The sequence below is a fragment of the Kocuria sp. CH-021 genome, assembly GCF_049716185.1.
Lineage (GTDB): Bacteria > Actinomycetota > Actinomycetes > Actinomycetales > Micrococcaceae > Kocuria > Kocuria cellulosilytica.
Genome location: NZ_JBNAFK010000006.1, coordinates 143,640 through 167,691, shown reverse-complemented (window position 1 = coordinate 167,691; position 24,052 = coordinate 143,640). Strand labels below are relative to the sequence as shown.

General features: G+C 74.5%; 20 protein-coding genes and 1 tRNA gene. 14 read left to right on the top strand and 7 right to left on the bottom strand.

Annotation, left to right across the window (positions count from 1 at the left end; translation table 11 throughout):
• The first annotated feature begins 3 nt into the window (after positions 1 to 3).
• The 4 genes from ACPYN7_RS06620 to ACPYN7_RS06605 all read left to right on the top strand — a co-directional run bounded on the left by ACPYN7_RS06620 (position 4) and on the right by ACPYN7_RS06605 (position 3,647).
• A complete protein-coding gene (locus ACPYN7_RS06620) occupies positions 4 to 1,128 on the top strand; it encodes a prephenate dehydrogenase (RefSeq protein WP_058873741.1) in 1,125 nt (374 codons plus the stop codon).
• Positions 1,125 to 1,862, top strand: a complete 738-nt coding sequence (gene cmk, locus ACPYN7_RS06615; protein WP_424347094.1) for a (d)CMP kinase — start codon at positions 1,125 to 1,127, stop codon at positions 1,860 to 1,862. The genes ACPYN7_RS06620 and cmk overlap by 4 nt, the downstream gene beginning before the upstream one ends.
• Before the next feature lie 72 nt (positions 1,863 to 1,934).
• A complete protein-coding gene (gene der, locus ACPYN7_RS06610; protein WP_424347093.1) occupies positions 1,935 to 3,494 on the top strand; it encodes a ribosome biogenesis GTPase Der in 1,560 nt (519 codons plus the stop codon).
• 79 nt (positions 3,495 to 3,573) lie between these two features.
• Positions 3,574 to 3,647, top strand: a tRNA-Pro gene (locus ACPYN7_RS06605).
• A gap of 86 nt (positions 3,648 to 3,733) precedes the next feature.
• On the opposite strand, the gene ACPYN7_RS06600 is transcribed toward ACPYN7_RS06605, so the two are convergent.
• The gene (locus ACPYN7_RS06600) at positions 3,734 to 4,654 is read right to left on the bottom strand and encodes a PfkB family carbohydrate kinase (protein WP_424347092.1); all 921 of its coding nucleotides are present in this window, start codon (positions 4,652 to 4,654) and stop codon (positions 3,734 to 3,736) included.
• Positions 4,655 to 4,864: 210 nt separating this feature from the next.
• Between ACPYN7_RS06600 and ACPYN7_RS06595 the strand changes: the two genes are divergently transcribed.
• From ACPYN7_RS06595 to ACPYN7_RS06570, 6 genes are all read left to right on the top strand, one after another.
• Positions 4,865 to 5,863 (top strand): adenosine deaminase, encoded by a 999-nt coding sequence (locus ACPYN7_RS06595; RefSeq protein WP_424347091.1) that lies wholly within the window; start codon positions 4,865 to 4,867, stop codon positions 5,861 to 5,863.
• 94 nt (positions 5,864 to 5,957) lie between these two features.
• Positions 5,958 to 6,344, top strand: coding sequence for a glycine cleavage system protein GcvH (gene gcvH, locus ACPYN7_RS06590; protein WP_058873738.1), 387 nt, complete (start codon positions 5,958 to 5,960; stop codon positions 6,342 to 6,344).
• Between the two features lie 180 nt (positions 6,345 to 6,524).
• The gene (locus ACPYN7_RS06585; RefSeq protein WP_058873737.1) at positions 6,525 to 6,980 is read left to right on the top strand and encodes an FHA domain-containing protein; all 456 of its coding nucleotides are present in this window, start codon (positions 6,525 to 6,527) and stop codon (positions 6,978 to 6,980) included.
• Positions 6,981 to 6,989: 9 nt separating this feature from the next.
• Positions 6,990 to 7,736, top strand: a complete 747-nt coding sequence (locus ACPYN7_RS06580; RefSeq protein WP_058873736.1) for a MerR family transcriptional regulator — start codon at positions 6,990 to 6,992, stop codon at positions 7,734 to 7,736.
• 1 nt (position 7,737) lies between these two features.
• Positions 7,738 to 8,262: a bifunctional nuclease family protein gene (locus tag ACPYN7_RS06575; RefSeq protein ID WP_424347090.1), complete on the top strand. Its 525-nt coding sequence runs from the start codon at positions 7,738 to 7,740 to the stop codon at positions 8,260 to 8,262.
• A gap of 180 nt (positions 8,263 to 8,442) precedes the next feature.
• Positions 8,443 to 9,045 (top strand): MerR family transcriptional regulator, encoded by a 603-nt coding sequence (locus tag ACPYN7_RS06570; protein ID WP_058873734.1) that lies wholly within the window; start codon positions 8,443 to 8,445, stop codon positions 9,043 to 9,045.
• 10 nt (positions 9,046 to 9,055) lie between these two features.
• Here the strand turns inward: ACPYN7_RS06570 and ACPYN7_RS06565 are convergent, their stop codons facing one another.
• Positions 9,056 to 9,844, bottom strand: coding sequence for a ParA family protein (locus ACPYN7_RS06565; RefSeq protein ID WP_058873757.1), 789 nt, complete (start codon positions 9,842 to 9,844; stop codon positions 9,056 to 9,058).
• A gap of 348 nt (positions 9,845 to 10,192) precedes the next feature.
• Between ACPYN7_RS06565 and ACPYN7_RS06560 the strand changes: the two genes are divergently transcribed.
• Positions 10,193 to 13,645 carry a pyruvate carboxylase gene (locus ACPYN7_RS06560; protein ID WP_424347089.1) on the top strand — a complete coding sequence of 1,151 codons (3,453 nt, stop codon included), beginning with the start codon at positions 10,193 to 10,195 and terminating at the stop codon, positions 13,643 to 13,645.
• 86 nt (positions 13,646 to 13,731) lie between these two features.
• Entirely contained in the window at positions 13,732 to 15,189 is a 1,458-nt protein-coding gene (locus tag ACPYN7_RS06555; protein WP_424347088.1) for a mycothione reductase, read from the top strand.
• A 21-nt stretch (positions 15,190 to 15,210) separates the two neighbouring features.
• Here ACPYN7_RS06555 and ACPYN7_RS06550 read toward each other — a convergent pair whose 3' ends face one another.
• From ACPYN7_RS06550 to ACPYN7_RS06540, 3 genes are all read right to left on the bottom strand, one after another.
• Positions 15,211 to 17,103, bottom strand: coding sequence for an AMP-dependent synthetase/ligase (locus tag ACPYN7_RS06550; RefSeq protein WP_424347087.1), 1,893 nt, complete (start codon positions 17,101 to 17,103; stop codon positions 15,211 to 15,213).
• 70 nt (positions 17,104 to 17,173) lie between these two features.
• On the bottom strand, positions 17,174 to 17,620 hold the full coding sequence (locus ACPYN7_RS06545; RefSeq protein ID WP_424347086.1) for a hypothetical protein: 447 nt from the start codon (positions 17,618 to 17,620) through the stop codon (positions 17,174 to 17,176).
• Positions 17,617 to 18,471 carry an alpha/beta hydrolase gene (locus tag ACPYN7_RS06540; RefSeq protein WP_058873729.1) on the bottom strand — a complete coding sequence of 285 codons (855 nt, stop codon included), beginning with the start codon at positions 18,469 to 18,471 and terminating at the stop codon, positions 17,617 to 17,619. The genes ACPYN7_RS06545 and ACPYN7_RS06540 overlap by 4 nt, the downstream gene beginning before the upstream one ends.
• A 149-nt stretch (positions 18,472 to 18,620) precedes the next feature.
• Between ACPYN7_RS06540 and ACPYN7_RS06535 the strand changes: the two genes are divergently transcribed.
• Together ACPYN7_RS06535 and ACPYN7_RS06530 are read left to right on the top strand one after the other, a co-directional pair.
• Positions 18,621 to 19,472 (top strand): lysophospholipid acyltransferase family protein, encoded by an 852-nt coding sequence (locus ACPYN7_RS06535; protein ID WP_424347085.1) that lies wholly within the window; start codon positions 18,621 to 18,623, stop codon positions 19,470 to 19,472.
• Positions 19,473 to 19,512: 40 nt separating this feature from the next.
• Positions 19,513 to 20,907, top strand: coding sequence for a class II 3-deoxy-7-phosphoheptulonate synthase (locus ACPYN7_RS06530; RefSeq protein WP_424347084.1), 1,395 nt, complete (start codon positions 19,513 to 19,515; stop codon positions 20,905 to 20,907).
• A 44-nt stretch (positions 20,908 to 20,951) separates the two neighbouring features.
• Here ACPYN7_RS06530 and ACPYN7_RS06525 read toward each other — a convergent pair whose 3' ends face one another.
• Together ACPYN7_RS06525 and ACPYN7_RS06520 are read right to left on the bottom strand one after the other, a co-directional pair.
• On the bottom strand, positions 20,952 to 22,820 hold the full coding sequence (locus ACPYN7_RS06525; RefSeq protein WP_424347083.1) for a protein kinase domain-containing protein: 1,869 nt from the start codon (positions 22,818 to 22,820) through the stop codon (positions 20,952 to 20,954).
• Between the two features lie 45 nt (positions 22,821 to 22,865).
• A complete protein-coding gene (locus tag ACPYN7_RS06520; RefSeq protein ID WP_424347082.1) occupies positions 22,866 to 24,044 on the bottom strand; it encodes a LysM peptidoglycan-binding domain-containing protein in 1,179 nt (392 codons plus the stop codon).
• Positions 24,045 to 24,052: the final 8 nt, after the last annotated feature.

The window sequence follows — 24,052 nt, the reverse complement described above, 5'->3', positions numbered from 1 at the left end:
CCCGTGACGCAGACCCCCTCCGCGCCCGCGGCCCCCGCGGCGACCTCCGGGCCCGTGCTCGTGGTCGGCGCCGGCCTGCTCGGCGCCAGCATCGGGCTGGGCCTGCGCCACCTCGGCGTGGACGTCTGGCTGCAGGACTCCTCGCCCACCGCCGAGGCCGTGGCCCAGGACATCGGCGCCGGCCGCTCCTGCCGCGCCGCCGGGGAGGCCGAGGTGCCGGAGCCGGCCCTCGTCGTCGTCGCCACCCCGCCCGACGTCACCGCGCAGACCGTGGTCGAGGCGCTGGGGCGCCACCCGGACGCCGTGGTCCTCGACATCGCCTCCGTCAAGGAGGCGGTGCTCGAGGACGTGCGCGCCCTGGGCGGGGACCTCACCCGGTACGTGGGCACCCACCCCATGGCAGGCCGGGAGAAGTCCGGGCCCGTGGCCGCCCGCGGCGAGCTGTTCACGTCCATGCCCTGGGTGGTGTGCGACTCGGGCCGCTCCGCGCCCGCGGCGCTCGCCGCGGCGAAGAACCTCGCCGTGGACCTCGGGGCGACCGTGACCTTCATGGACGCCCGGGAGCACGACGCGACCGTCGCGCTGATCTCCCACCTGCCGCAGGTGATGTCCTCCCTGCTGGCCTCCCGGCTGCAGGACACGCCGCTGCACCACCTCTCCCTCGCCGGGCAGGGCCTGCGGGACACCACGCGCATCGCCGCCTCCGACCCCGGCCTGTGGGTGCAGATCCTCTCCGCCAACGCCGGACCGGTCGTCGCGTCCCTGCACGGCGTGCGCGAGGACCTCGAGCGGCTCATCGCCACCCTCGAGGAGCCGCGGGCCCCCGGCGCCAGGCTGGACATCGCCCAGCTCGTGGCCGAGGGCAACGCCGGCCAGGCCCGCATCCCGGGCAAGCACGGCGGGGCCCCCCGGGCGTTCGCCACCCTGACCGTCCTCGTGGGCGACGTCCCCGGGCAGATCGCCCGCCTGCTCACGGAGATCGGGGAGATCGGGGTCAACCTCGAGGACCTGCGCCTCGAGCACTCCCCGGGCCAGCCCGTGGGCCTCGTCGAGGTCTCGGTGCTGCCCAACCGCCGCAAGGAACTCGTCGAGGCGCTCCAGGAGCGCGGATGGAAGGTCGTGCAGTGAACACCGGAACGAACACCGCCCGCAGCGCAGCCCCCGGGACCGGGGCACCGGACCCGGCCGGACGGCCGCTGGTCGTGGCCGTCGACGGCCCCTCCGGCTCCGGCAAGTCCAGCGTGTCCAAGGAGGTGGCCCGCCGCTTCGGCCTCGCCTACCTGGACACGGGCGCGATGTACCGCGCCCTGACGTGGTGGTGCCTCGACCGGGACGTGGACCTCGCCGACGGCGACGCCGTGGCCGAGGCCGCCCGCGACTTCCCGCTCGCCCAGGGCACCGACCCCGACCGGGAGCTGGTGTTCGTCGGCGGGACCGACGTGGGGGTCGAGATCCGGGGCGCCCGGGTGACCGAGGCCGTCAGCGCGGTGGCCACCAACCCGGCGGCACGGGCCGTGCTGGTGGCCCGCCAGCAGGAGATCATCGCGGACAGCGGCCGGCGGATCGTGGCCGAGGGCCGGGACATCACCACCGTGGTGGCCCCGGACGCCGACGCCCGGATCCTGCTCACCGCCGACGAGCGGGCCCGGATGGCCCGCCGCGGCCTGCAGATCGGCGGCGTCGAGGACGCCGACCGGCTGCGGGCCCAGGTCGTGGGCCGGGACGCGAAGGACTCCACGGTCGTGAACTTCACCGAGGCCGCCGACGGCGTCGTGACCATCGACTCCTCCGAGCTCACCGTGGAGCAGACGGTCCAGGCCGTCGTCGACGTGGTCGTCCGGGCCGCGGGCCGCTCCGCCTAGACCGGCCCGCCCGGGCCCCCGAGACATTTTCCGCACCCCGACCGGCCGCACCCGGCCCAGCGAAGGACAGCCATGACCGGCAACCCCGAGAACCCCGCGCACGACACCGCGCACGACCCCTACGAGGCCGAGCTCCTCGGCGGCAGCACGGACGACGTCGCCCAGCGGCTCGCGGCCATCGACGACGACGAGGCCGACCAGCGCGCGCAGGCGCTGCGGGCCGGGCTCAAGGACTACGAGCTCGACGAGGAGGACGCCGCGCTGCTCGCCGAGTGGGCGGAGGACGGCGACCGGGCCCCGGTGCGCCGGCCCGCCCCGGTCCTCGCCATCGTGGGGCGGCCCAACGTGGGCAAGTCCACCCTGGTCAACCGCATCCTCGGCCGGCGCGAGGCCGTCGTGGAGGACACCCCGGGCGTGACCCGGGACCGCGTCTCCTACCGGGCCACGTGGAACGGGCGCAACTTCACCCTCGTGGACACCGGCGGGTGGGAGTACGACGCCAAGGGCATCAACGCCCGGGTCGCCGAGCAGGCCGAGATGGCCGTAGAGTTCGCCGACGCCGTGCTGCTCGTGCTCGACGCCACCGTGGGCGTCACCGCGGCCGACGAGGCCATCGTGAAGATGCTGCGCAAGGTCCGGAAGCCGGTGATCCTGGTCGCCAACAAGGTGGACTCCCCGCAGCTCGAGGTCGAGGCCACCTACCTGTGGTCCCTCGGCATGGGGGAGCCGCACCCGGTGTCGGCCCTGCACGGGCGCGGCGCCGCCGACGTGCTCGACGCGGTCATGGAGGTGCTGCCCGAGTTCTCCGCCGTCGCCGAGACCGAACTGACGGGCGGCCCCCGCCGCGTGGCGCTCATCGGACGCCCCAACGTGGGCAAGTCGTCGCTGCTGAACAAGCTGGCCGGCTCCGAGCGCGTCGTCGTGGACCCCCTGGCCGGGACCACCCGCGACCCCGTGGACGAGCTGATCGAGCTCGGCGGCAAGCCGTGGCGGTTCATCGACACCGCCGGCATCCGCCGCCGCGTGCACATGGCCCAGGGCGCGGACTTCTACGCGTCCCTGCGCACCCAGGCGGCGCTCGAGCGCGCCGAGGTGGCCGTGGTGCTGCTGGCCGCGGACGAGGTGCTCTCCGAGCAGGACGTCCGCATCCTGCAGCTGGCCGTGGACTCCGGGCGCGCCCTCGTGCTCGCCTTCAACAAGTGGGACCTCATGGACGAGGACCGCCGCTACTACCTGGAGCGGGAGATCGACCGCGACCTCGCCCACGTGGCCTGGGCGCCGCGGGTGAACGTCTCGGCGAAGACCGGCTGGCACAAGGACAAGCTCGTGCCCGCCCTCGAGACGGCGCTCGAGTCCTGGGACACCCGCGTCCCCACCGGGCGGCTCAACGCGTTCCTCGGCGAGATCGTGGCCGCCCACCCGCACCCCGTGCGCGGCGGCAAGCAGCCCCGCATCCTCTTCGGCACGCAGGCCTCCTCCCGCCCGCCGCGCTTCGTGCTGTTCACCACGGGCTTCCTGGACCCGGGCTACCGGCGGTTCATCACCCGCCGCCTCCGCGAGACCTTCGGCTTCGTGGGCACGCCCATCGAGGTGTCCATGCGCGTGCGGGAGAAGCGGAGCCGGAAGCGCTGAGGCGCCGGCCGAGATGAATTCCGCCGGAGGTTGCTGTAATGTGATGCGAGTGCTCGGGGCGGGAACGCACTGAGCAGTTCGGGCTGTGGCGCAGCTTGGTAGCGCACTTGACTGGGGGTCAAGGGGTCGCAGGTTCAAATCCTGTCAGCCCGACGATTCGAGGCCGGTGGACCGCGGGAACGCGGACCACCGGCCTTCTCTCGTTCCCGGGGCGGCGGCGCGGGCGCGCCCCGCGCGGCCTACTGCCGGGCCCGGGCGGCCGACTCGCGCAGCCGGTCGGGGTCGAGGTCCGGCCGGCCGCCGGCGGTGCCCACGACCTGGGCCGCCGCGGCGGCGGCCCACCAGGCCGCGGACTCGGGGCTCTCGCCGCGCAGCAGCGCGACGGTGAGCGCGGCGACGAACGCGTCGCCGGCACCGGTGGGGTCCACGGGGTCCTCGCCCAGGTGCGGCAGGACCACGTGCCCGCCGGGCCAGGCGACCACGTCGCCCTCCCCGGTCGCCAGGGCCACGACGCGCGGGCCCTCCGCGAGCAGCGACCGCGCGGCCCGCACCGTCCCCGGCACGTCCTGCGGCGCCCAGCCCACCAGGGCCTCGGCCTCGGCCGTGTCGGCCCGCACCACGGCGGCGGTGGCCAGCACCCGCCGGCGCACGTCCTCGTCCGCCGGGCCGCCGTCGGCCACCGTCAGCGCCCCGCCCGCCGCGGCGGCCTCCAGGGCCTCCGCCACGGCGGGCCCCGGCTGCTGCAGCTGGACCAGGACCGCGTCCGCCGAGCGCAGCAGGTCCCGGCTCGCGCGCACGTCCTCGGCCGTCAGCAGCGTCCGGGCGTCCACGTCCTCCAGCAGCCGGCGGACCCCGCGGGGCCCCACCAGGTCGACGAGCAGCGCGGTCGATGCGCCGGAGCGGCGCACCACGGCGCCGACGCCGATCCCGTCACCGGCGGCCTGGGCGAGCACCTCCTCGCCGGCGCGGTCCCGACCGACGACGCCGACGAGGTGGACCTCCGCCCCGAGCTGGCGGCACCCGACGGCCTGGTTGGCGCCCTTGCCGCCGAGCAGCTCCTGCCGCTCGAGCACGTCCGTCGACCCGCCGGCCGCCGGGAGCTCCTCCACGGTCAGCACGAGATCCCGCGCCACCTGCCCCACCACCACGACACCGGACATCCGGTCCTCCTTCCGCCGAGTGCTTCCGTTCGCGAGCCTAGGCCACGCCGGCCACGGTCCCCAGGGGTCGCCCCGCCGGGGACGCCGTCGGGCGGCGGCGGACCCGCACGGCCGGTCCCGTGGCGGCGGGCCGCGGCGGTCCGCGGCGCATACACTGCACGGAACGTCGAGTGCCCCGGTCCCGGGGCCGACCACGAAGGAGCGCCGGAGTTGAACGACCTGTACACCCTGCCGAAGGCGGAGCTGCACCTGCACATCGAGGGCACCCTCGAGCCCGAGCTCGCCTTCGAGCTCGCCGCCAAGAACGGGGTGGAGCTGCCCTACGGCTCGGTCGAGGAGCTCCGGCGGCAGTACGACTTCGAGGACCTGTCCTCGTTCCTCCGCCTCTACTACGCCACGATGGCGGTGCTGCGGGACGCCTCCGACTTCGAGGCCCTGACCCGGGCGTACCTCGAACGGTCCATCGCCCAGGGCCTGCGGCACGTCGACGTCTTCTTCGACCCGCAGGCGCACCTCGCCCGGGGGGTACCGCTCGGCACCGTGGTCGACGGCATCCGCGCCGCCCTCGACGCCGCCCGCGCCGAGCACGGGCTCACCAGCACGCTGCTGCTGTGCTTCCTGCGGGACCGGCCCGCGGCCGAGGCGGAGGAGCTCTTCGACTCGCTCGGGGACCAGCTGGCGCGGATCGACGGGATCGGTCTCGACTCGGCCGAGGTGGGCCACCCGCCGGCCCGCTTCGAGGCGGTCTACGCGCGAGCGCGGTCGGCCGGGCTGCACGTCGTCGCCCACGCGGGGGAGGAGGCGGGCCCCGAGTACGTCCGGGAGGCCCTGGACGTGCTGCGCGTGGAGCGGGTGGACCACGGGATCCAGTGCCTGCGCGACCCCGGGCTCGTGGACCGGCTCGTCGCCGAGCGGGTGCCGCTCACCGTGTGCCCGCTGTCCAACGTCCGGCTGCGGGTGGTCGACACGCTCGCCGACCACCCCGTCCTGGAGATGCTCGAGCGGGGCCTGCTGGTCACGGTGAACTCCGACGACCCGGCGTACTTCGGCGGCTACGTGGGGGACGTCTTCCAGGGGCTGCGCGACACCCTGGGCCTCACCGACGGGCAGGCGGCCGTCCTGGCCCGCAACTCGGTGGACGCGTCCTTCGCCGGGCCGGAGCGCAAGCGCTCGATCCACGCCGAGATCACCGCGTGGGAGCGCCGCTGAGCGCCCGACACCCGGTGCTCCGGCACGCCCGGGCCCGCGGTGGGGTCTGTGCCATAATCGAGCCGACCGCACCCGCCGGACCAGGAGTGACCCCATGAGCAACATTCCCGCCGACCTGTCCTACACGGCCGAGCACGAGTGGATCGCCGCCCCCGACGCCGACGGCGCGGTGCGCATCGGGATCACCGACCACGCGCAGAACGAGCTGGGCGACGTCGTGTTCGTCCAGCTGCCCGAGGTCGGGGAGAGCGTCGAGGCCGGCGCCTCCGTGGGCGAGATCGAGTCCACCAAGTCGGTGAGCGACATCTTCGCCCCCGTCTCCGGCGAGGTCACCGCGGTCAACGAGACGCTCGAGGACGAGCCCGGGACCGTGAACTCCGCCCCCTACGGGGAGGGCTGGCTGTTCGAGGTGCGCCCCGCCGCCGAGGACTACCGGTCCGGGCTGCTCGACGCCGAGGGGTACGCCGCCCAGCTGGACTGAACCGCGCAGGCACCCCGGCCGGGACGTGTCCCGGCCGCCCTTGCGTGTCTCCACCACCCGGTACACTGAAGAGCAACCGGGTGGCTCCGGCCGGTCGCCCGGAAACCGCCGGGACAGGAGGTCGCGGGGTCGGGGTCCCACAGGATCCGTCCACCATCACGTCACCAGTCGAGGGAAGAGATGTCCAGAACCCAGAACGGCTCGAACGCACCCCAGGGGGAGCCGGAGACCACGTCGATCCAGATCGTGGCCGAGGTCCTCTCGCACGCGGCTTCCCACAAGCTCTCGCCCGAGGAGAGCTCCGCGGTCTCCGCGCTGCCGCCGCGCAGCGCCCTGCTCGTCGCCCACGACAGCGGCGCCACCGGCTCCCGCTTCCTCCTGGACCGGGACGAGGTCCCCGCCGGCCGCCACCCGTCCTCCGAGATCTTCCTCGACGACGTCACCGTCTCCCGCCGGCACGCCCGGTTCGTCCGGCGCGGCGACACCTTCGAGATCATCGACTCCGGGTCCCTGAACGGCACCTACGTCAACGGCGACCGCGTGGACAGCGTGCAGCTCGACAACGGCGACGAGGTCCAGATCGGGAAGTTCCGGTTCACGTTCTACCGTTCGCTGCGCTCGCAGTCGGACCAGTAGAAGGGAGCCATGACCGACCCCGCGGAGACCGATCCCCACCGGGACGACGTCCAGCACGAGCCCCGGGTGGGCATCAGCGCCGTGCTCAAGGAGCTCGGTGCTGACCACCCCGGCATCACCGCCTCGAAGCTGCGCTTCCTGGAGGACAAGGGCCTGGTCCACCCGGCCCGCACCGCGTCGGGCTACCGCAAGTTCTCGCGCGCGGACGTGGACCGGCTGCGGCGGATCCTGGAGCTCCAGCGCGACCGCTACCTCCCGCTGAAGGTGATCCGGGAGCGGCTGGACGCCGACGAGGACGCCCGGGACGAGGACGCCCGGCGCGCCGCGGAGTCCGCCGACCCCGTCACCGCACCCCTGCCGGTCGTCAGCGCGCCGCGCACCTACAGCCTGCGGGAGCTCGCCGCGCGCACCGGCGCCGGCATCCCGCTGGTCCGCGAGCTCGTGAGCTACGGCCTGATCCGGGAGCAGAACGGGGTCTTCGACGACCACGCCCTCGCCATCACCCGCGCGGCCCACGCCCTGACGGCCCACGGCCTGGAACCGCGCCACCTGCGCCCGTTCAAGGCCGCGGCGGACCGCGAGCTGGGCCTCGTCGAACGGGCCGTGGCGCCCCTGAGCTCCCGCCGGGACGCGGCCTCCCGGGCCCGCGCCGTCGAGCGCGCCGAGGAGATCTCCGGGCTGTGCCTCACCATCCACACCTCGCTCGTGCGCTCGGAGATCGCCGCGCTCCAGGAGCGGGCCGCGGTGGAGGGCTGACATGGCCGTGCACCAGGTCCTGATGGAGATCACCGGCGTCCGCATGGACGTGCCGTCGGCGCAGCCCGTCGTCGTCCTGCGCGAGGTCGAGGGCGGGCGGCACCTGCCGATCTGGATCGGCACGAACGAGGCGACGTCCATCGTCTTCGCCGTGCAGGGCATCGAGCCGCCCCGGCCCCTGACGCACGACCTCGTGCTGTCGGTGGCCACCGCCTTCGGGCGCACCCTCACCCGGGTGCGGATCCACACGGTGGAGGAGGGCGTCTTCCACGCCGCGCTCGAGTTCTCGGACGGAACGGTCGTGGACTCCCGCGCCTCGGACGCGATCGCCCTGGCCGCCCGCACCGACTGCCCCATCCTGTGCACCGAGACGGTCCTCGACGAGGCCGGCCTCGTGATGAGCGGGGACGGCGAGCTGCGGGAGCCCGGTCCCCGCCCGGGCGAGGGCGAGCAGCAGCTGCCCCCGGAGACGCAGGTCGAGCAGTTCCGCGACTTCCTCGACAACGTCGACCCCGAGGACTTCTGACCCGGGCCCCGCGCCCGTCCGCCCGACACGGGGCCCGGCCCGCCGATGTCTTTGACCCGGCCCCCGGGGAGGTCTACCGTCGAAGCTGTACTCGAGGTGTTCCCGGGGGGATCCGGACGTCTCTGCGAGACCATCCACTCCCGGCACCGCGAGGACCGGGTCCACGAGCGAGGAGGCGGCGTGAGCGACCGCGAGCAGCCCGGCGGCACGGCGGGGACCGGCAGCCCTCCGGCGCACGGCACCCAGGGGGTCCTCTTCGACGACTCCGTGGTCCGCGACGAGTCCGTGGGCTACCGCGGGCCCACCGCGTGCAAGGCCGCCGGCATCACCTACCGCCAGCTCGACTACTGGGCGCGCACGGGGCTCGTGGAGCCCACCGTGCGCGGCGCCTCCGGGTCCGGCACCCAGCGCCTCTACAGCTTCCGGGACATCCTGGTCCTCAAGATCGTCAAGCGCCTCCTGGACACCGGCGTCTCCCTGCAGCAGATCCGCACCGCCGTGGGCGCGCTGCGCGCCCAGGGTGTCGAGGACCTCGCGCGGCTGACGATGATGAGCGACGGCGCGAGCGTCTACGCGTGCACGTCGCCGCACGAGGTCATCGACCTGGTGCAGGGCGGGCAGGGCGTCTTCGGGATCGCCGTGGGCCGGGTGTGGCGCGAGGTCGAGGGCACCCTGGCGGCGCTGCCGGGGGAGCACACCGGCCAGGACCGGGCCCCCGGGCAGGAGCCCCTGCCCGACGACGAGCTCTCCGCCCGCCGGGCCCGCCGGCAGAACGCCGGCTGATCCCGGCGGCTCAGGACGGGCCGTCGAGCAGGCCCTGCAGGATCGCCGTGTATCGCCCGGAGATGTCCCGGGCCTCCGCCCCCGGCCAGCGGTGGATCGGCCAGGCCGCCCCCTGCGCCTGCTGCCAGACCGGCAGGTCCGGGATCACCGGGCTGACCAGCAGCGGGCCGAACAGCTCCTGCAGCTCCGTCAGGCGGTGACGGTGCTCCACCGACGAGTGCTGGACCTTGTTGACCACCACGCCGGCCGCCGGCACCGCCCACGTGCGGCTCTGCTCGAACTGGGCGATCGCCGTCATCGTGCGCTTGGTCCCCGCCACCGAGAACAGCGAGGGCTCCGCCACGGAGAGCACCTTGTCGCTGGCGGCCCACGCGGTGCGGGTCAGCGCGCTCAGGGTGGGCGGGCAGTCGACCAGCACCAGGTCGTAGCCCGTGGCGCCGGAGAGCGCCCGCTCCAGCCGGCCGAGGTCCTTGTCCCGGTAGTCGGAGCGGTCGAGGTGGGAGGACCGGGCCGAACCCGGGGCGACGTCGAGGGCCCTGGCGTCCAGGCCGTCCCGCACCGCCCAGGACGAGGCCACGACCACCCGTTCGAGGGACCCGCGGCGTGGCCTGCGCAGCACCTCGCCGATGTCGTGACCGCGCTCCGGGTGCACCCCCAGCCCGGTCGTGGCGTCGGCGTGCGGGTCGAGGTCCACCACCAGCGTGGGCACTCCCGCCTGCAGGGCCGCGGAGGCGATCCCCAGGGTCACGGAGGACTTGCCGACACCGCCCTTGAGGCTGCTGACGCTGACGATCTGCACGGAGGGGACACCCTTCGCTCGCGGGGACACGGGGGAGGCGGCTCCTCGGCTCCGGGAACGGGGGCCGGGCGAGGAGACGGCTGCGCCCATCGTAGCCGGGTGCGCGCCGTCCGCCCGGGTCCGGCGCGGAGCCGTCCGCGGGCCGGGCGGCCGTCCCCCGCCGCCCGGTGTAGTCTGACCGGGATGCCGTTCTGTGACCGGGGTCACGGTTTGCCCGGTGACGGCGTGGTTCACTGGTCAGGACCGCGCACGGGTGGTCATGCTGGCCCTGTGCGCTACCTCGCACGACCTCTCAAGAATCAGTGCCCGGGTGTCCACCGGACGGACCCGGGTGCGGAACGGGTGTTGATGTTCTCCAAGATCCTGGTGGCCAATCGCGGCGAGATCGCGATCCGCGCCTTCCGCGCCGCGTACGAGCTCGGGGCCAAGACTGTGGCGGTGTTCCCCTACGAGGACCGCAACTCGATCCACCGGCAGAAGGCCGACGAGGCGTACCGGATCGGGGAGGAGGGCCACCCGGTGCGGGCGTACCTGGACGTCGCGGAGATCGTCCGGGTGGCCAAGGAGTCGGGGGCGGACGCGATCTACCCGGGCTACGGGTTCCTGTCCGAGAACCCGGAGCTGGCCCGTGCGGCCGCGGCGGAGGGGATCACCTTCGTCGGGCCCCGGGCCGAGATCCTCGAGCTGGCCGGCAACAAGGTCGCCGCGCTGAAGGCGGCCAAGCGCGCGGGCATCCCCACCCTGGCCTCCACGGAGCCCTCGGCGGACCCCGACGAGCTGCTGGCGCAGGCGGAGGGGATCGGGTTCCCCATCTTCGTGAAGGCGGTCGCCGGCGGCGGCGGCCGCGGCATGCGCCGGGTGGAGACCCCGGAGGCGCTGCCCGAGGCGCTGGCCGCGGCGATGCGCGAGGCCGACACCGCGTTCGGGGACCCCACCGTGTTCCTGGAGCAGGCGGTGCTGCGCCCGCGGCACATCGAGGTGCAGATCCTCGCCGACCACGACGGCGGGATGGTGCACCTGTTCGAGCGCGACTGCTCGCTGCAGCGCCGGCACCAGAAGGTCGTGGAGATCGCCCCGGCCCCGAACCTCGACGAGGACATCCGCCAGGCCCTGCACCGGGACGCGGTGAAGTTCGCGAAGGAGCTCGGCTACGTCAACGCGGGCACGGTGGAGTTCCTGGTCGACACCGCCGGGGAGCGGGCCGGCCAGCACGTGTTCATCGAGATGAACCCGCGCATCCAGGTGGAGCACACGGTCACGGAGGAGATCACCGACGTCGACCTCGTCCAGTCCCAGCTGCGGATCGCGGCCGGGGAGACCCTGACGGACCTGGGGATCGCCCAGGACCAGCTGACCGTGCGCGGCGCCGCCCTGCAGTGCCGGATCACCACGGAGGACCCGGCCAACGGGTTCCGCCCCGACGTGGGGAAGATCTCCGCCTACCGCTCCGCCGGCGGTGCCGGGGTGCGCCTGGACGGGGGCACGGTCTACGCCGGGGCGGAGATCTCCCCGCACTTCGACTCGATGCTGGTCAAGCTCACCTGCCGGGGCCGGGACTACCCCACCGCGGTGCACCGGTCCCAGCGCGCGCTGGCGGAGTTCCGGATTCGCGGCGTGGCCACCAACATCCAGTTCCTGCAGGCCGTGCTGGCCGACCCCGAGTTCCTCGCCGGCAACGTGGCCACCGACTTCATCGAGCGCCGCCCCGAGCTGCTGGAGGCCCGCACCTCCGGGGACCGGGCCACCAAGGCCCTGACCTGGCTGGCCGAGGTGACCGTGAACCGGCCCAACGGGGAGCGGGTGGAGGGCATCGACCCGCGCACCAAGCTGCCGCACTACCCCGGGGACAAGCAGGACGAGCCGTTCCGCTCGCCCTTCGACGGGCCTTCCGAGCACACCCCGCCGGACGGCTGGCGGCAGAAGCTGCTCGAGCTGGGCCCCGAGGGCTTCGCGGCCGCGCTGCGGGAGCAGCAGGCCGTGGCGGTGACCTCCACGACGTTCCGGGACGCCCACCAGTCCCTGCTGGCCACGCGGGTGCGGACCCGTGACCTGCTCGCGGCGGCCCCCGCCTACGCCCACACGCTGCCGCAGCTGCTGTCGGTGGAGGCCTGGGGCGGGGCGACCTACGACGTCGCCCTGCGGTTCCTGGGGGAGGACCCGTGGGAGCGGCTGCGGCTGCTGCGCGAGGCCATGCCGAACATCCCGATCCAGATGCTGCTGCGCGGGCGCAACACCGTGGGCTACACCCCGTACCCCACCGAGGTCACGGACGCGTTCGTGGCCGAGGCCGCGGCGACCGGCGTGGACATCTTCCGGATCTTCGACGCCCTCAACGACGTGTCGCAGATGGCCCCGGCCATCGAGGCCGTCCGGGCGACGGGGACCGCGGTGGCCGAGGTCGCCCTGTGCTACACCGGGGACCTGCTGGACCCCGCCGAGGACCTGTACACGCTGGACTACTACCTGGACCTCGCGCAGCAGTGCGTCGACGCCGGGGCGCACGTGCTGGCGATCAAGGACATGGCCGGGCTGCTGCGCCCGGCCGCGGCGGCGAAGCTGGTGAGCGCCCTGCGGGAGCGCTTCGACCTGCCGGTGCACCTGCACACCCACGACACCGCCGGCGGGCAGCTGGCCACGCTGATGGCCGCGATCGAGGCCGGGGTGGACGCGGTGGACGTCGCCGACGCCTCGATGGCCGGGACCACCTCCCAGGTGCCCGCCTCGGCGCTGGTGGCGGCGCTGGCGCACACCGACCGGGACACCGGGATCCCGCTCGAGGCGATCTCCGCGATGGAGCCCTACTGGGAGATCATCCGCCGGATGTACTCCCCGTTCGAGTCCGGGCTCACCGCCCCCACCGGGCGGGTGTACCGGCACGAGATCCCGGGCGGGCAGCTCTCGAACCTGCGCCAGCAGGCGATCGCCCTGGGCCTGGGCGAACGGTTCGAGGACATCGAGGACATGTACACCGCCGCGAACGCCATGCTGGGCCGGCTGGTGAAGGTCACCCCGTCCTCGAAGGTCGTCGGCGACCTCGCCCTGCAGCTGGTGGGGATGGGCGTGGACCCGGCGGAGTTCGCCGCCGACCCGCAGCGCTTCGACATCCCGGAGTCCGTGATCGGCTTCCTCGCCGGTGAGCTGGGCACCCCGCCGGGCGGCTGGCCCGAGCCCTTCCGCTCCAAGGCGCTCGAGGGGCGCAACGTGCGGGTCGGGGTCACCGAGCTGGCGCCCGAGGACGCCGAGGCCCTCACCGGGGACTCCGCGACCCGGCGGGCCACGCTCAACCGCCTGCTGTTCCCCGGCCCGACCCGCGAGTACGAGGCCGGGCGGGCCAAGTACGGCAACCTCGCCCTGCTGCACACCCGCGACTTCCTCTACGGGCTGACCACCGAGCACGAGCACGTGATCTCCCTCGGCAAGGGCGTGCGCCTGCTGGTGACCCTCCAGGCGATCTCGGAGGCCGACGAGAAGGGCATGCGCACCGTGATGCTCACCCTCAACGGCCAGCCCCGGATGATCGAGGTCCGCGACACCTCGGTCGCCTCGGCCGTGCCAGAGACGGAGAAGGCCGACCCCTCGGACCCCGGTCACGTGGCCGCCCCGTTCGCCGGGGCCGTCACCGTGACCGTGGCCGAGGGCGACGCCGTGGAGCCCGGCGGGCAGGTCGCGACCATCGAGGCCATGAAGATGGAGGCCTCCATCACCGCGCCCACCGGCGGCACCGTCGCCCGGGTGGCTCTGAAGGGCGTCACCCAGGTCTCCGGCGGGGACCTGCTGATCGCCCTCGAGCCCGCCGGCTGAGCCGGCCCGCCGGCGCCGCGGCCCCGCGACGGGGCCGTGGCGCCGGGCGCCCGGAGCGGCCGCGCGCCGCGCATAGGATGGGCGCCATGCGGACTTTCGACCTCATCATCATCGGCTCCGGCTCGGGCAACTCAATCCTCACCGAGGAGTACGAGGACCTGGACGTCGCGATCATCGACGGCGGGACCTTCGGCGGCACGTGCCTGAACGTGGGGTGCATCCCCACGAAGATGTACGCGTACCCGGCCAGTGTGGCCCGCCGCGCCCACGAGGCCGAGCGGCTCGGCCTCGACGCCGCGGTGAACGGCGTGCGGTGGCGGGAGATGCGGGACCGGATCTTCGGGCGGATCGACGCGATCTCCCACGGCGGTCTCGAGTACCGCCGGACGCTGCCGCACGTGACGGTCTACTCCGAGCACGTGCGCTTCACCGGTCCGCGGACCCTGCGCACCGCGTCGGGGGAGGACCTCACGGCCGCGCAGATCGTGGTGGCCGCCGGCTCACGCCCGGTGCGGCCCGAGGTCCCGGGGATCGACCTGCCGCAGGTGCACACCTCGGACACGGTCATGCGCATCGACGTGCTGCCCCACCGCGTGGTGGTGGTCGGCGGCGGCTACATCGGTGCCGAGTTCGCCCACGTGTTCTCGAACCTGGGCTCCCGGGTGACCCAGGTCAACCGCTCCCACCGCATCCTGCGCTACCACGACCCGGAGATCGCCGAGCGGTTCGCGCGCGAGGCCTCCCGGCAGTGGAAGCTCGAGACGGGCTGGACGCTGAGCGGGGTCGAGGAGTGGGACGGCGACGAGTGCGCCGCGATGGTCACCTTCCGCGACCCGGAGGACCCGGAGCTCGTCCTGCGGCTGCCCGCGGACGTGGTGCTGGTGGCCACGGGGCGACAGCCGAACACCGACGTGCTCGACGCCCGGGCCGGCGGCCTGGACGTGCGGGAGGACGGCCTGCTGGCCGTCGACGAGTACCAGCGCGCCCTCTCCGGCGGGCACCCCGTGGAGGGGGTGTGGGCGCTCGGCGACATCAGCTCGCCCTACCAGCTCAAGCACGTCGCCAACGCCGAGGCCCGCACGGTGCAGCACAACCTCCTGCACCCCGGCGACCTGCGGGCCACCGACCACCGGTTCGTGCCCTCCGCCGTGTTCACCAGCCCGCAGATCGCGTCCGTCGGCATGACCCAGGAGGAGGCCGAGCAGTGGGCGGTCGAGCAGGGCGGCGAGATCACCGTCAAGGTGCAGGACTACGGGGCCACGGCCTACGGGTGGGCGATGGAGGACCACACGGGGCTGTGCAAGCTGATCGCGGAGAAGGGCACCGGACGCCTGCTGGGGGCGCACCTGATCGGCGAGGAGGCCTCCCTGCTCATCCAGCCGCTGGTCCAGGCCATGCACTTCGGCCTCGACGCCCACACGATGGCCCGCGGCCAGTACTGGATCCACCCCGCCCTGAGCGAGGTCGTCGAGAACGCCCTGCTGGGCCTCGACGTCCCCGAGCACTCACCGCTGGCCCCGGAGGCCCTCGTCGGCGGCCGGTGATCCACCCGGCCGCCGACCCGCCTACCCGCGGCCCGGCAGGTGCGCCTGGGAGAGCTTCTCCTTGATCCGCTCCGCCGGGGTGGCGGGGGCCGGCTCGGGGGCCGGGCGCGAGTAGATCTCCTCGATCCGGTCCGCGAAGTCCTGGGCGATCCTGGCCCGCTTGATCTTCATGGACGGGGTCAGGTGCCCGGAGGCCTCGGTCCAGTCGACGTCGAGGATCTCGAATGCCCGGATGCTCTCCGCCCGGGAGACCGCCTGGTTCGCGTGGTCGACGATGGCCTGGACGTGCTCGACGACCTGCGGGTGGCGCGCGGCCTCGGCCACAGGCATCGCGGGGTCCAGGCCCATCAGCTCCAGGCGCGCGGGGAGCACGTCCTGGTCGAGGGTCACGAGCGCGGCCACGAACGGCCGGTCGTCCCCGACCACCATGACCTGGGAGACCAGGGCCGAGGCGCGGATGGGGTCCTCGAGGACGTTGGGGACCACGTTCTTGCCCCCGGCGGTGACGATGATCTCCTTCTTCCGCCCGGTGAGGGTGAGGGCGCCGTCCTCGTCGAGCGAGCCGAGGTCGCCCGTGCGGAACCACCCGTCCTCGAACGCCGCCTCGGTGAGGTCCTCGCGCCCGTGGTAGCCGCGCATGACGTGGGCGCCCCGGACCAGGACCTCCCCGTCCTCGTCGATCCGCACCTCGTTGCCCGGCAGCGGGAGTCCCACGGTGCCGATCTTGCCGATCTCCGGGGTGTTGACGGCGATCGGGGCGGTGGTCTCCGTGAGCCCGTAGCCCTCGACGACGTACACGCCGATCCCGTTGAAGAAGTGGCCCAGCCGGGTGCCGAGGGCGGCGCCGCCCGAGACGGCGTGCGTGACCTCCCCGCCCATCGCCGCCCGCAGCTTCGAGTACACGAGCCGGTCGTAGAGGGCGTGGCGTGCCCGCAGCACCCGCGGCACCCGGCCGGCCTGCCCGGCCCTCGAATAGGCCACGGCCGTGGCCACGGCGCGCTCGAAGATCAGGGACTTCGCCTTCCCGGCCTTCTCGGCCTTGAGGCGGGCGCTCTGGTAGATCTTCTCGAACACGCGCGGGACGGCCAGGATGAACGTGGGCCGGAAGGCCTCGAGATCGGCCATGAGGTTCTTCACGTCCGGGGTGTGCGCCAGGACGGTCCCGGAGTAGAGGGCGATCACCTCGACGAAGCGGGCGAACACGTGGGCCAGCGGCAGGAACATCAGCGTGCGCGCGCCCGGGTGGATGATGTCCGCGACGACCAGGGTCGTGTTCTCGCACAGCCGCACGAAGTTCCCGTGCGTGAGCTCGCACCCCTTGGGCGGTCCGGTGGTCCCGGAGGTGTAGATGATCGTGGCGACGTCCTCGAGCGCCCGCGAGGTGCGGCGGGCCTCGAGCTCGTCGTCCGGGACGTCCGCGCCGGCCCGGACGAGCTCGTCGAGACCGGTGCCCGTGCCGTCGAGGCGCCAGACGTTCGCCGCGGCCCGGAACGGCGTCTCCCGCGCGGCCGCGTGCACGGAGTCCTCGAGGGCCTGCGTCTCCACGAAGACGGCCTTGGCGTCGGAGTCGCCCATGATCCAGGCGATCTGCTGGGCCGAGGAGGAGTCGTAGACGGGGACGGGCACCGCGCCGGCGTACCAGATCGCGAGGTCCGCGAGGGTCCACTCGTAGCGGGTCCGGCTGAGGATGCCCACCCGGTCGCCCGGCTCGATCCCCGCGGCCACGAGCCCCTTGGCCACCCCCTGCACGGAGGCCAGGAACTCCCGGGCGTGCACCTCACGGGACGACCCCTCCGCCCCCAGCACGGTGTACAGGTGCGGGTCCTCGGCCCGGTCCGCCTGCATCAGCAGGAAGTCCGTGATGCGGCTGTGGACCGGCGGGTCCACGATGGCGTCGGTCGCGACGTGGCGCATGGAGTTCTCCTCGGATCGGGGTCGGTGTGCCGTCCCGGCCAGTCTAGTGAATTGGCTCACGCAAACGACGTCAGACGCGGGCGCCGTCGTCCAGGTCGTCGCGGTCGTCGGGCAGCGACCTCAGCAGGTGGCCGATCGCCGCGGTCACCGCGACCAGGCCCGCCACGATGGCCCACCACGGGAGGGAGCCGGGCAGCAGGGAGAGCGCCACCAGCAGGACCGGCACTCCGACCAGCACGGTCCAGGACAGCAGCGCCCCGCCGCTGAGTCCCTGCGTGACCGGTCCCGGGTCGGGGGAGTAGGGCGCGTCGTCGTCCTCGGGGTCCACGGCGCCCTCCGGGTCCTCCGCCCCCGCGGCGGGCCCGCCGAAGACCGCGTCCTCGGGGGACCAGTCCCGTGGGCCCGCGAGGTGCCGGTCCCCGGCCCTGCGCACGTCGTCCAGGTCCGACACGATCCGGCTCCACTCGTCCTCGGGTCCCTGGCCGGCGCCACCGGGGGCGCCCGGGCCGCCGCTCATCGCCGCACCTCCCGGTCGGCGGGGCGCAGCGGTCTCGCGGTCACCGGGTTGCGGCCGGCCAGCAGGTCGTCGAGGAAGCGCACGGACCGCGCCGCGACCACGTCCGCCTCCCGGTCCAGGGTGGCCACGTGGAAGCTCTCCGCCAGCCGGACCAGCTCCACGTCCCCGCCCGCCCGGCGCAGCACGTGGTGGTGCGAGGCGTCGGAGACCACGTGGTCGTGCTGCGAGCGCAGGACCAGGACGGGGGCGGTGACCGCGGGCAGCATCCTCCGGGTCCGGGCCATGAACCGGCCCAGCTCGGCGACGCCCGCCACGGGCGTGCGCGGATAGGCGTGCTCGGTGACCCCGGGGAGGCTGATGTCGTCCCCCACGCCCGGCACGGAGGGCACCGCGCGGTGGAGGGCCGGGGCGAACCGCGCCGTGCGGCTGACGAGGGACAGGGCCGGGTTCAGGGCCACGACCCCGTCGACGGGCAGCGTCGCGGCGAGGTGCAGGGCGAGCGCCCCGCCCATGGACAGCCCGCACACCAGCACGACGTCGTGCCGGGCCCGCAGCTCCCGCACCTGCTCGGCGGCGTGGTCGCGCCACTGCTCCCAGCGCACGGCGGCGAGGTCCTCCCAGCGCGTGCCGTGGCCGGGCAGCAGGGGCCCCACGACGTCGGCCCCCGCCTCGTGCAGGGCCCGGCCCCAGGGGCGGACGCTGAACGGGACGCCGGTGAAGCCGTGCAGCACGAGCGCGCCCGCGGGGCCGTCGGCCGGGAAGCGGAAGGGAGCGCCCGGAACGTGCTCGGCGGCGGGCGCCCCGTCCGGGGAGGGGATGGACAGGTGCTGGTCTCCGACGGGTGGCGTCATGCCTCCATGATGTCAGGGCCGGGCGCCGTCGGCGGGTGCACCGGCGGCGGCGCCCGCGCGGACGTGAGAGAATACCGGAGGCCGGACCCGGTCCGAGCGGCACGGACCCTCGCGACATCCCGATCAGCACGAAGGAGTCCTCTACCCACATGGTCTACATGTTTCTGAAGCGCTACGTCGTCGGCCCCCTGATCAACGTCGCCTTCCGGCCCGAGGTCCGCGGCCTGGAGCACGTGCCCACCGAGGGCCCGGCCATCCTGGCGAGCAACCACCTCTCGGTCTCCGACTCGGTGTTCATGCCCGTGGCCGTGCCCCGGCAGGTGTTCTTCCTGGCGAAGTCGGAGTACTTCGACAGCCCCGGGGTCAAGGGCAGGGCGGTGGCGGCGTTCTTCCGCGCCATCAACCAGATCCCTATGGACCGGACCGGCGGCCGGGCCAGCGCGAAGTCCCTGAGCAACGGCGGGCGCAAGCTGCTCGAGGGCGAGCTGCTCGGGATATATCCGGAGGGCACCCGCTCCCCGGACGGCCGCATGTACAAGGGCAAGATCGGCGTGGCCCGGCTCGCGCTCGAGACGGGCGCCCCGGTCGTGCCGATCGCCATGGTGGGCACCGACAAGGTGCAGCCGATCGGGACCAGGCTGCCGCTGCCCCGCCGCAGCGCCCGGGTCGCCACCATCTTCGGCGAGCCGCTCGACTTCTCCCGCTACCGGGGCCGGCAGAGCGAGCACGCCCTGCTGCGCGAGGTCACCGACGAGATCATGCATGCGATCCAGGCCCTCTCCGGCCAGGTCTACGTGGACGTCTACGCCTCGGAGCACAAGAAGCGGCTCACCGAGCAGAAGCGCCAGGAGACCAGGCAGGCCGCCGCGGAGATCGTCGGCAGCGCCAAGGACAGGGCGCGCACCGCCGCCCGGAGCGCGCGCCGGACCGCGGACTCCATCACCCACCGCGACCGTCCCGAGCCCGCGGACGGGGACGCCCCGCCGCCCACCACCCCCTGATCCCCCGCCCGGCCCCGCCCCGGACGAGACATAGGAAGACATGATGCTCGACTTCACCGTTCCCGACAGCCTCCGCAACCTGGCCTCCCCGGTGCCCTCAGCGGCCGACTACCCGGGGCTGGACGACTGGCGCGGCCTGGCCGCCGACCAGCAGCCGACGTGGCGCGACCACCCCGACTTCGCCGCCTCGATCGCCGAGCTCAACGCGGTCCCGCCCCTCGTCTTCGCGGGGGAGGTGGACAAGCTGCGCGACCGTCTGGCCGAGGTCGCCAACGGCCGGGCGTTCTTCCTGCAGGGCGGGGACTGCGCCGAGACCTTCGAGGGCGCCACCGCCGACCGGATCAGCGCCCGGGTCAAGACGCTCCTGCAGATGGCCGTGGTGCTCACCTACGGCGCGTCCATGCCCGTCGTGAAGATGGGCCGGATGGCCGGGCAGTTCTCGAAGCCCCGCTCGTCCAACGACGAGACCCGCGACGGCACGACCCTGCCGACGTTCCGCGGCGAGATGGTCAACGGCTTCGACTTCACCGAGGAGTCCCGGGCCCACGACCCGCGGCGGATGGTGCGCGGCTACCACACCTCCGCCTCCACCCTGAACCTGATCCGCGCCTTCACCACGGGCGGGTTCGCCGACCTGCGCCTCGTGCACGCCTGGAACATGGGCTTCACCACGAACCCGGCCCACGCCCGGTACGAGTCGCTGGCCCGCGAGATCGACCGCGCCGTGAAGTTCATGGACGCGTGCGGCGCCGACTTCGACGCCCTGCGGACCACGGAGTTCTACGCCGGCCACGAGGCCCTCCTGCTGGACTACGAGCGGGCCCTGAGCCGCATCGACTCCCGCACCCACCTCCCGTACGGGACGTCCGGGCACTTCCTGTGGATCGGGGAGCGCACCCGGGAGCTCGACGGCGCCCACGTGGACCTGCTCTCCCGGCTGCGCAACCCGATCGGCGTCAAGCTCGGCCCGAAGACCACCGGCGACGACGCGCTCGCGCTCATCGACAAGCTCGATCCGCAGCGCGAGCCCGGGCGGCTGACCTTCATCACCCGGATGGGCGCGAAGAACATCCGGGAGAAGCTGCCCCCGCTCGTCGAGGCCGTGGAGCGCTCCGGCGCCAAGGTCGTGTGGGTCACCGACCCCATGCACGGCAACACCGTGTCCCTGCCGTCCGGCTACAAGACCCGCAACTTCGACGACGTCGTGGACGAGGTCCGCGGCTTCTTCGAGGTGCACGAGGCCATCGGCTCGTTCCCCGGCGGCATCCACGTGGAGATGACGGGCGACGACGTCGCGGAGTGCCTCGGCGGCGCCGATCCCGTCGACGAGTCCTCCTTCCAGGACCGCTACGAGTCGCTGTGCGACCCGCGCCTGAACCACATGCAGTCCCTGGAGATCGCGTTCCTCGTGGCGGGCTACCTCTCCCGCCGCTGAGCGCAGGGCCGGGCCGACGGGGCCGGGGCCGGACCGGCCGTCCGCTACAGGACGGTCAGGACGACCTCGGCCCCGTCCGTCGTCTGGGCCACCACGTAGCCGAAGGGGGCGCCGAGGCGCTCCTCGACCCGCGACGTCCACCCCGCCTCCGCGAGGACCTGCACCGCCTCGTCCACGGGCCGTCCCAGGACCCCGGGGGCGGTGTCGGTGCGCGGGCCCCCGGAGACCGCCAGGTCCACCGCCGTGCCCACGGTCACCACCGTGCCCGCGTCGGGGTGCTGGCCCACGACGGTCCCGGGCGCGGCGTCGTCGGGCACCGCGGTCCGGGTGCCGGCCTCCAGCCCGGCGTCCTCGAGCCGCGCCCGGGCCTGCTCCTCCGTCATCCCGGCGACGTCGGGCGCGGTCGTGCGCTCGGGGCCGGTCGAGACCAGCAGGACGACCTGCTCCGCGGCCCGCACGGTGGACCCGGCCGGCGGGTCGGTGCCGAGCACGGTGCCGGAGGGGGCCACCGGGTCCTCGGTCTCGTGCACGGCGACGTTGTCCAGACCGGCACCGGCCAGGTACTGCTCGGCGAGCTCGGGACCCGCGCCCCGCACGTCCGGCACGCTCACGGTCCCGCCGGGGCCGGAGCCCAGGAGCCAGCCCAGGAACGCCGCGGCGGCCACCGCGAGCGCGACCAGGGCCAGCGTCCCCGCCGCGTGCAGGGGGCGGGAGGGGCGCAGCTCGATCTCGGGGTGCCACGGGTCGGTGGAGCCGCGCGCGGGCGCGGCCGGCCCGCCCGGGCCCGGCGGCCTCCCGGGGCTCGCCGCGGGGGCGCCCGGCGTCCCCGCCGGCCGGGCCCGGGAGGCCGCCGGGCCGAGGGCCTCCGTGGCCGCGGTCGCCGGGCCGAGGGCCTCGGTGGGCGCGCCCGCGGGGTCCAGCACGGTGGTGGTCCCGTCGCCGGGGCCCAGCACCGCCGTGCTCCCGCCGGCCGGGGCGGACGCGGCCCGCTGCCCCGGGGCCGGTGCGGCCGGGGAGCCGCTGCCCGGGACGGGCCCGGCACCTAGTGCGGGGCGCCGGGCGAGCTCGTCGGGCCGCAGCCCCGCCCGGACCGCCCGCAGCTCCTCGAGGAACCTGCCGGCGTCCGCCGGGCGCTGCCCCGGGTCCCGGGCCGTGGCGCGGGCGACGAGCCGCGCCGGGCCCGCCGGGAGACCGGGGTCCAGGGCGCGCAGGTCCGGGACGGCGCCCTCCGCGTGGGCGCGGGCCACGGCCAGCGGGGCGCCCTCGAAGGGCCGGCGGCCGGCCAGGAGCTCGAAGAGCACGATCCCGGCCGAGTACACGTCCGCCCGGGTGTCCACCCGCTGCCCGGTCACGAGCTCCGGCGAGGCGTAGCCCACCGTGCCCAGCACCGTTCCGGTCGCCGTGTGCTGGTCCACGGCGCGCGTGAGCCCGAAGTCCGCGACCGTCACCCGGCCCGTGCCGTCGATCAGCACGTTCTCCGGCTTCACGTCACGGTGCACCAGACCGGCCCGGTGGGCCGCCGCGAGCCCGTCGAGGACCGGCTCCAGCAGCGCCAGTGCCTCGCCCGGGGGGAGGGCTCCGCGCCGGCGCAGGAGGTCCCGCAGCGTCGAGCCCGCCACGTGCTCCATCACCAGGTAGGGCACCCCGTCCGGGGCGTGCCCCTGGTCGAGCACGGAGACGACGTGGGGGTGGGAGAGCCGTGCCGCGGCCCGGGCCTCCCGCACGAACCGGTCCGCGGCCGCCGGGTCCTCCGCGAGGTGGGCGTGCATGAGCTTGACCGCCACGACGCGCTGCAGGCGGGTGTCCACCGCCCGGTACACGGTGGCGGTGCCGCCCCGGGCGATGCGCGGACCCAGCTCGTAGCGGCCCTCGAGGAGGGTCCCGGTCAGGTGGTCGGGGAGCGCGTGCTGCACGGGCTCAGCCTAGGGCGGGGCGCTGTGCGCCGGCTGGGTCGGAGGTCACGGACCGAACCGCTTGCGGTGGGACTTGACGTTCTTGACGTACTGCTTCGTGTCGTCGTACATCCCGTACTTCTTCACCCCGTGCAGGCCCTGGTAGTACGCGGCGATGGCCACGTCGGTGCTGGGGGCGGCGCGGCCCAGCTGCCGGATGATGGCCACGCCGGCGGTGACGTTGTCCTGCGGGTCGAGCAGGTCGAGCTCCCGGCCCACGAGGCCCGAGGCCCAGTCCCCGGCGGCCGGGATGACCTGCATGGCGCCCACGGCGTCCGCGGGGGAGACGGCCCGGTGGTCGAAGCCCGACTCCTGGTAGGCGTGCGCCAGGGCGAGAGCCGGGTCCACGCCCATCCGGACGGCGGTGTCGTGGACCAGTCCGCGCATCTCCTCCCGGGAGGGCGCCGGGCGGGAGGCGAGCTGCTCGTGGTGGCGGTTGGCGGAGTCCACCACGCCGCCCTCGTAGGTGCGGCCCAGGAACGTGTCGCCGACGGCGCGCTCCCGCTCCGGGCGCGGTGCCCCGGCCGGCTCCGGGGCCGCGGCGGTCCGCACGGCGGCCGGGGCCGGCGCGGCGACCGACAGCCGCTGTCCCGGGCGCAGCAGGGAGTTCACCGTCAGGTCGTTGTCCTCGAGGAGCTCCTGGACCGACACCCCGCGCTCCTGGGAGATGCTCCACAGGGAGTCCCCGGAGCGGACCACGTGGTGCGTGCGGGGCGGATCCTCCGCCGGCGGGGCGGCCTTCTCCGGGGGCCCGGCGGCGGCGGGCGCGCCGTCGGAGAGGCGCAGCTTCTGCCCGGGCATCAGCAGCGCCGCGCCCGAGAGGTCGTTCCACCGCATGAGCTCGTCCACCGCGACGCCGTGGCGCTGGGCGACCGCCCACAGGGAGTCCCCGGGGGACACGGTGTGCACCGGGGTCTTCGTCGTCGACTGCTCCGCGAGCAGGGGCGCCGCGGCCACCTGGGCCGTCTGCGCGGGGGCGGCGTGGGCCACGGTCCCCCCGCCCAGGGCGGCCAGGGCGGCGACGGCGGTGACCGCCGAGCCCGTGCGGGCGCGGCGGGCCCAGCCGGGGGAGCGGTCGTCCTGCGCGCCGGAGGACCCGCCGGTGGACTCGGCGGGGGACTCGGTGGTGCTGCAGCGCGGTGCGTCGTTCGGGTCGGTCGTGTCGCTGTCGGGGGGAAACGGCATGAAGGGGC

Excerpts from the sequence above, each read along its gene's own strand:
- der (WP_424347093.1), top strand. The coding sequence starts at position 1,935 with ATGACCGGCAACCCCGAGAACCCCGCGCACGACACCGCGCACGACCCC.
- ACPYN7_RS06600 (WP_424347092.1), bottom strand. The coding sequence starts at position 4,654 with ATGTCCGGTGTCGTGGTGGTGGGGCAGGTGGCGCGGGATCTCGTGCTG.
- gcvH (WP_058873738.1), top strand. The coding sequence starts at position 5,958 with ATGAGCAACATTCCCGCCGACCTGTCCTACACGGCCGAGCACGAGTGG.
- ACPYN7_RS06585 (WP_058873737.1), top strand. The coding sequence starts at position 6,525 with ATGTCCAGAACCCAGAACGGCTCGAACGCACCCCAGGGGGAGCCGGAG.
- ACPYN7_RS06580 (WP_058873736.1), top strand. The coding sequence starts at position 6,990 with ATGACCGACCCCGCGGAGACCGATCCCCACCGGGACGACGTCCAGCAC.
- ACPYN7_RS06575 (WP_424347090.1), top strand. The coding sequence starts at position 7,738 with ATGGCCGTGCACCAGGTCCTGATGGAGATCACCGGCGTCCGCATGGAC.
- ACPYN7_RS06560 (WP_424347089.1), top strand. The coding sequence starts at position 10,193 with ATGTTCTCCAAGATCCTGGTGGCCAATCGCGGCGAGATCGCGATCCGC.
- ACPYN7_RS06555 (WP_424347088.1), top strand. The coding sequence starts at position 13,732 with ATGCGGACTTTCGACCTCATCATCATCGGCTCCGGCTCGGGCAACTCA.
- ACPYN7_RS06550 (WP_424347087.1), bottom strand. The coding sequence starts at position 17,103 with ATGCGCCACGTCGCGACCGACGCCATCGTGGACCCGCCGGTCCACAGC.
- ACPYN7_RS06545 (WP_424347086.1), bottom strand. The coding sequence starts at position 17,620 with ATGAGCGGCGGCCCGGGCGCCCCCGGTGGCGCCGGCCAGGGACCCGAG.
- ACPYN7_RS06540 (WP_058873729.1), bottom strand. The coding sequence starts at position 18,471 with ATGACGCCACCCGTCGGAGACCAGCACCTGTCCATCCCCTCCCCGGAC.
- ACPYN7_RS06535 (WP_424347085.1), top strand. The coding sequence starts at position 18,621 with ATGGTCTACATGTTTCTGAAGCGCTACGTCGTCGGCCCCCTGATCAAC.
- ACPYN7_RS06530 (WP_424347084.1), top strand. The coding sequence starts at position 19,513 with ATGATGCTCGACTTCACCGTTCCCGACAGCCTCCGCAACCTGGCCTCC.
- ACPYN7_RS06520 (WP_424347082.1), bottom strand. The coding sequence starts at position 24,044 with ATGCCGTTTCCCCCCGACAGCGACACGACCGACCCGAACGACGCACCG.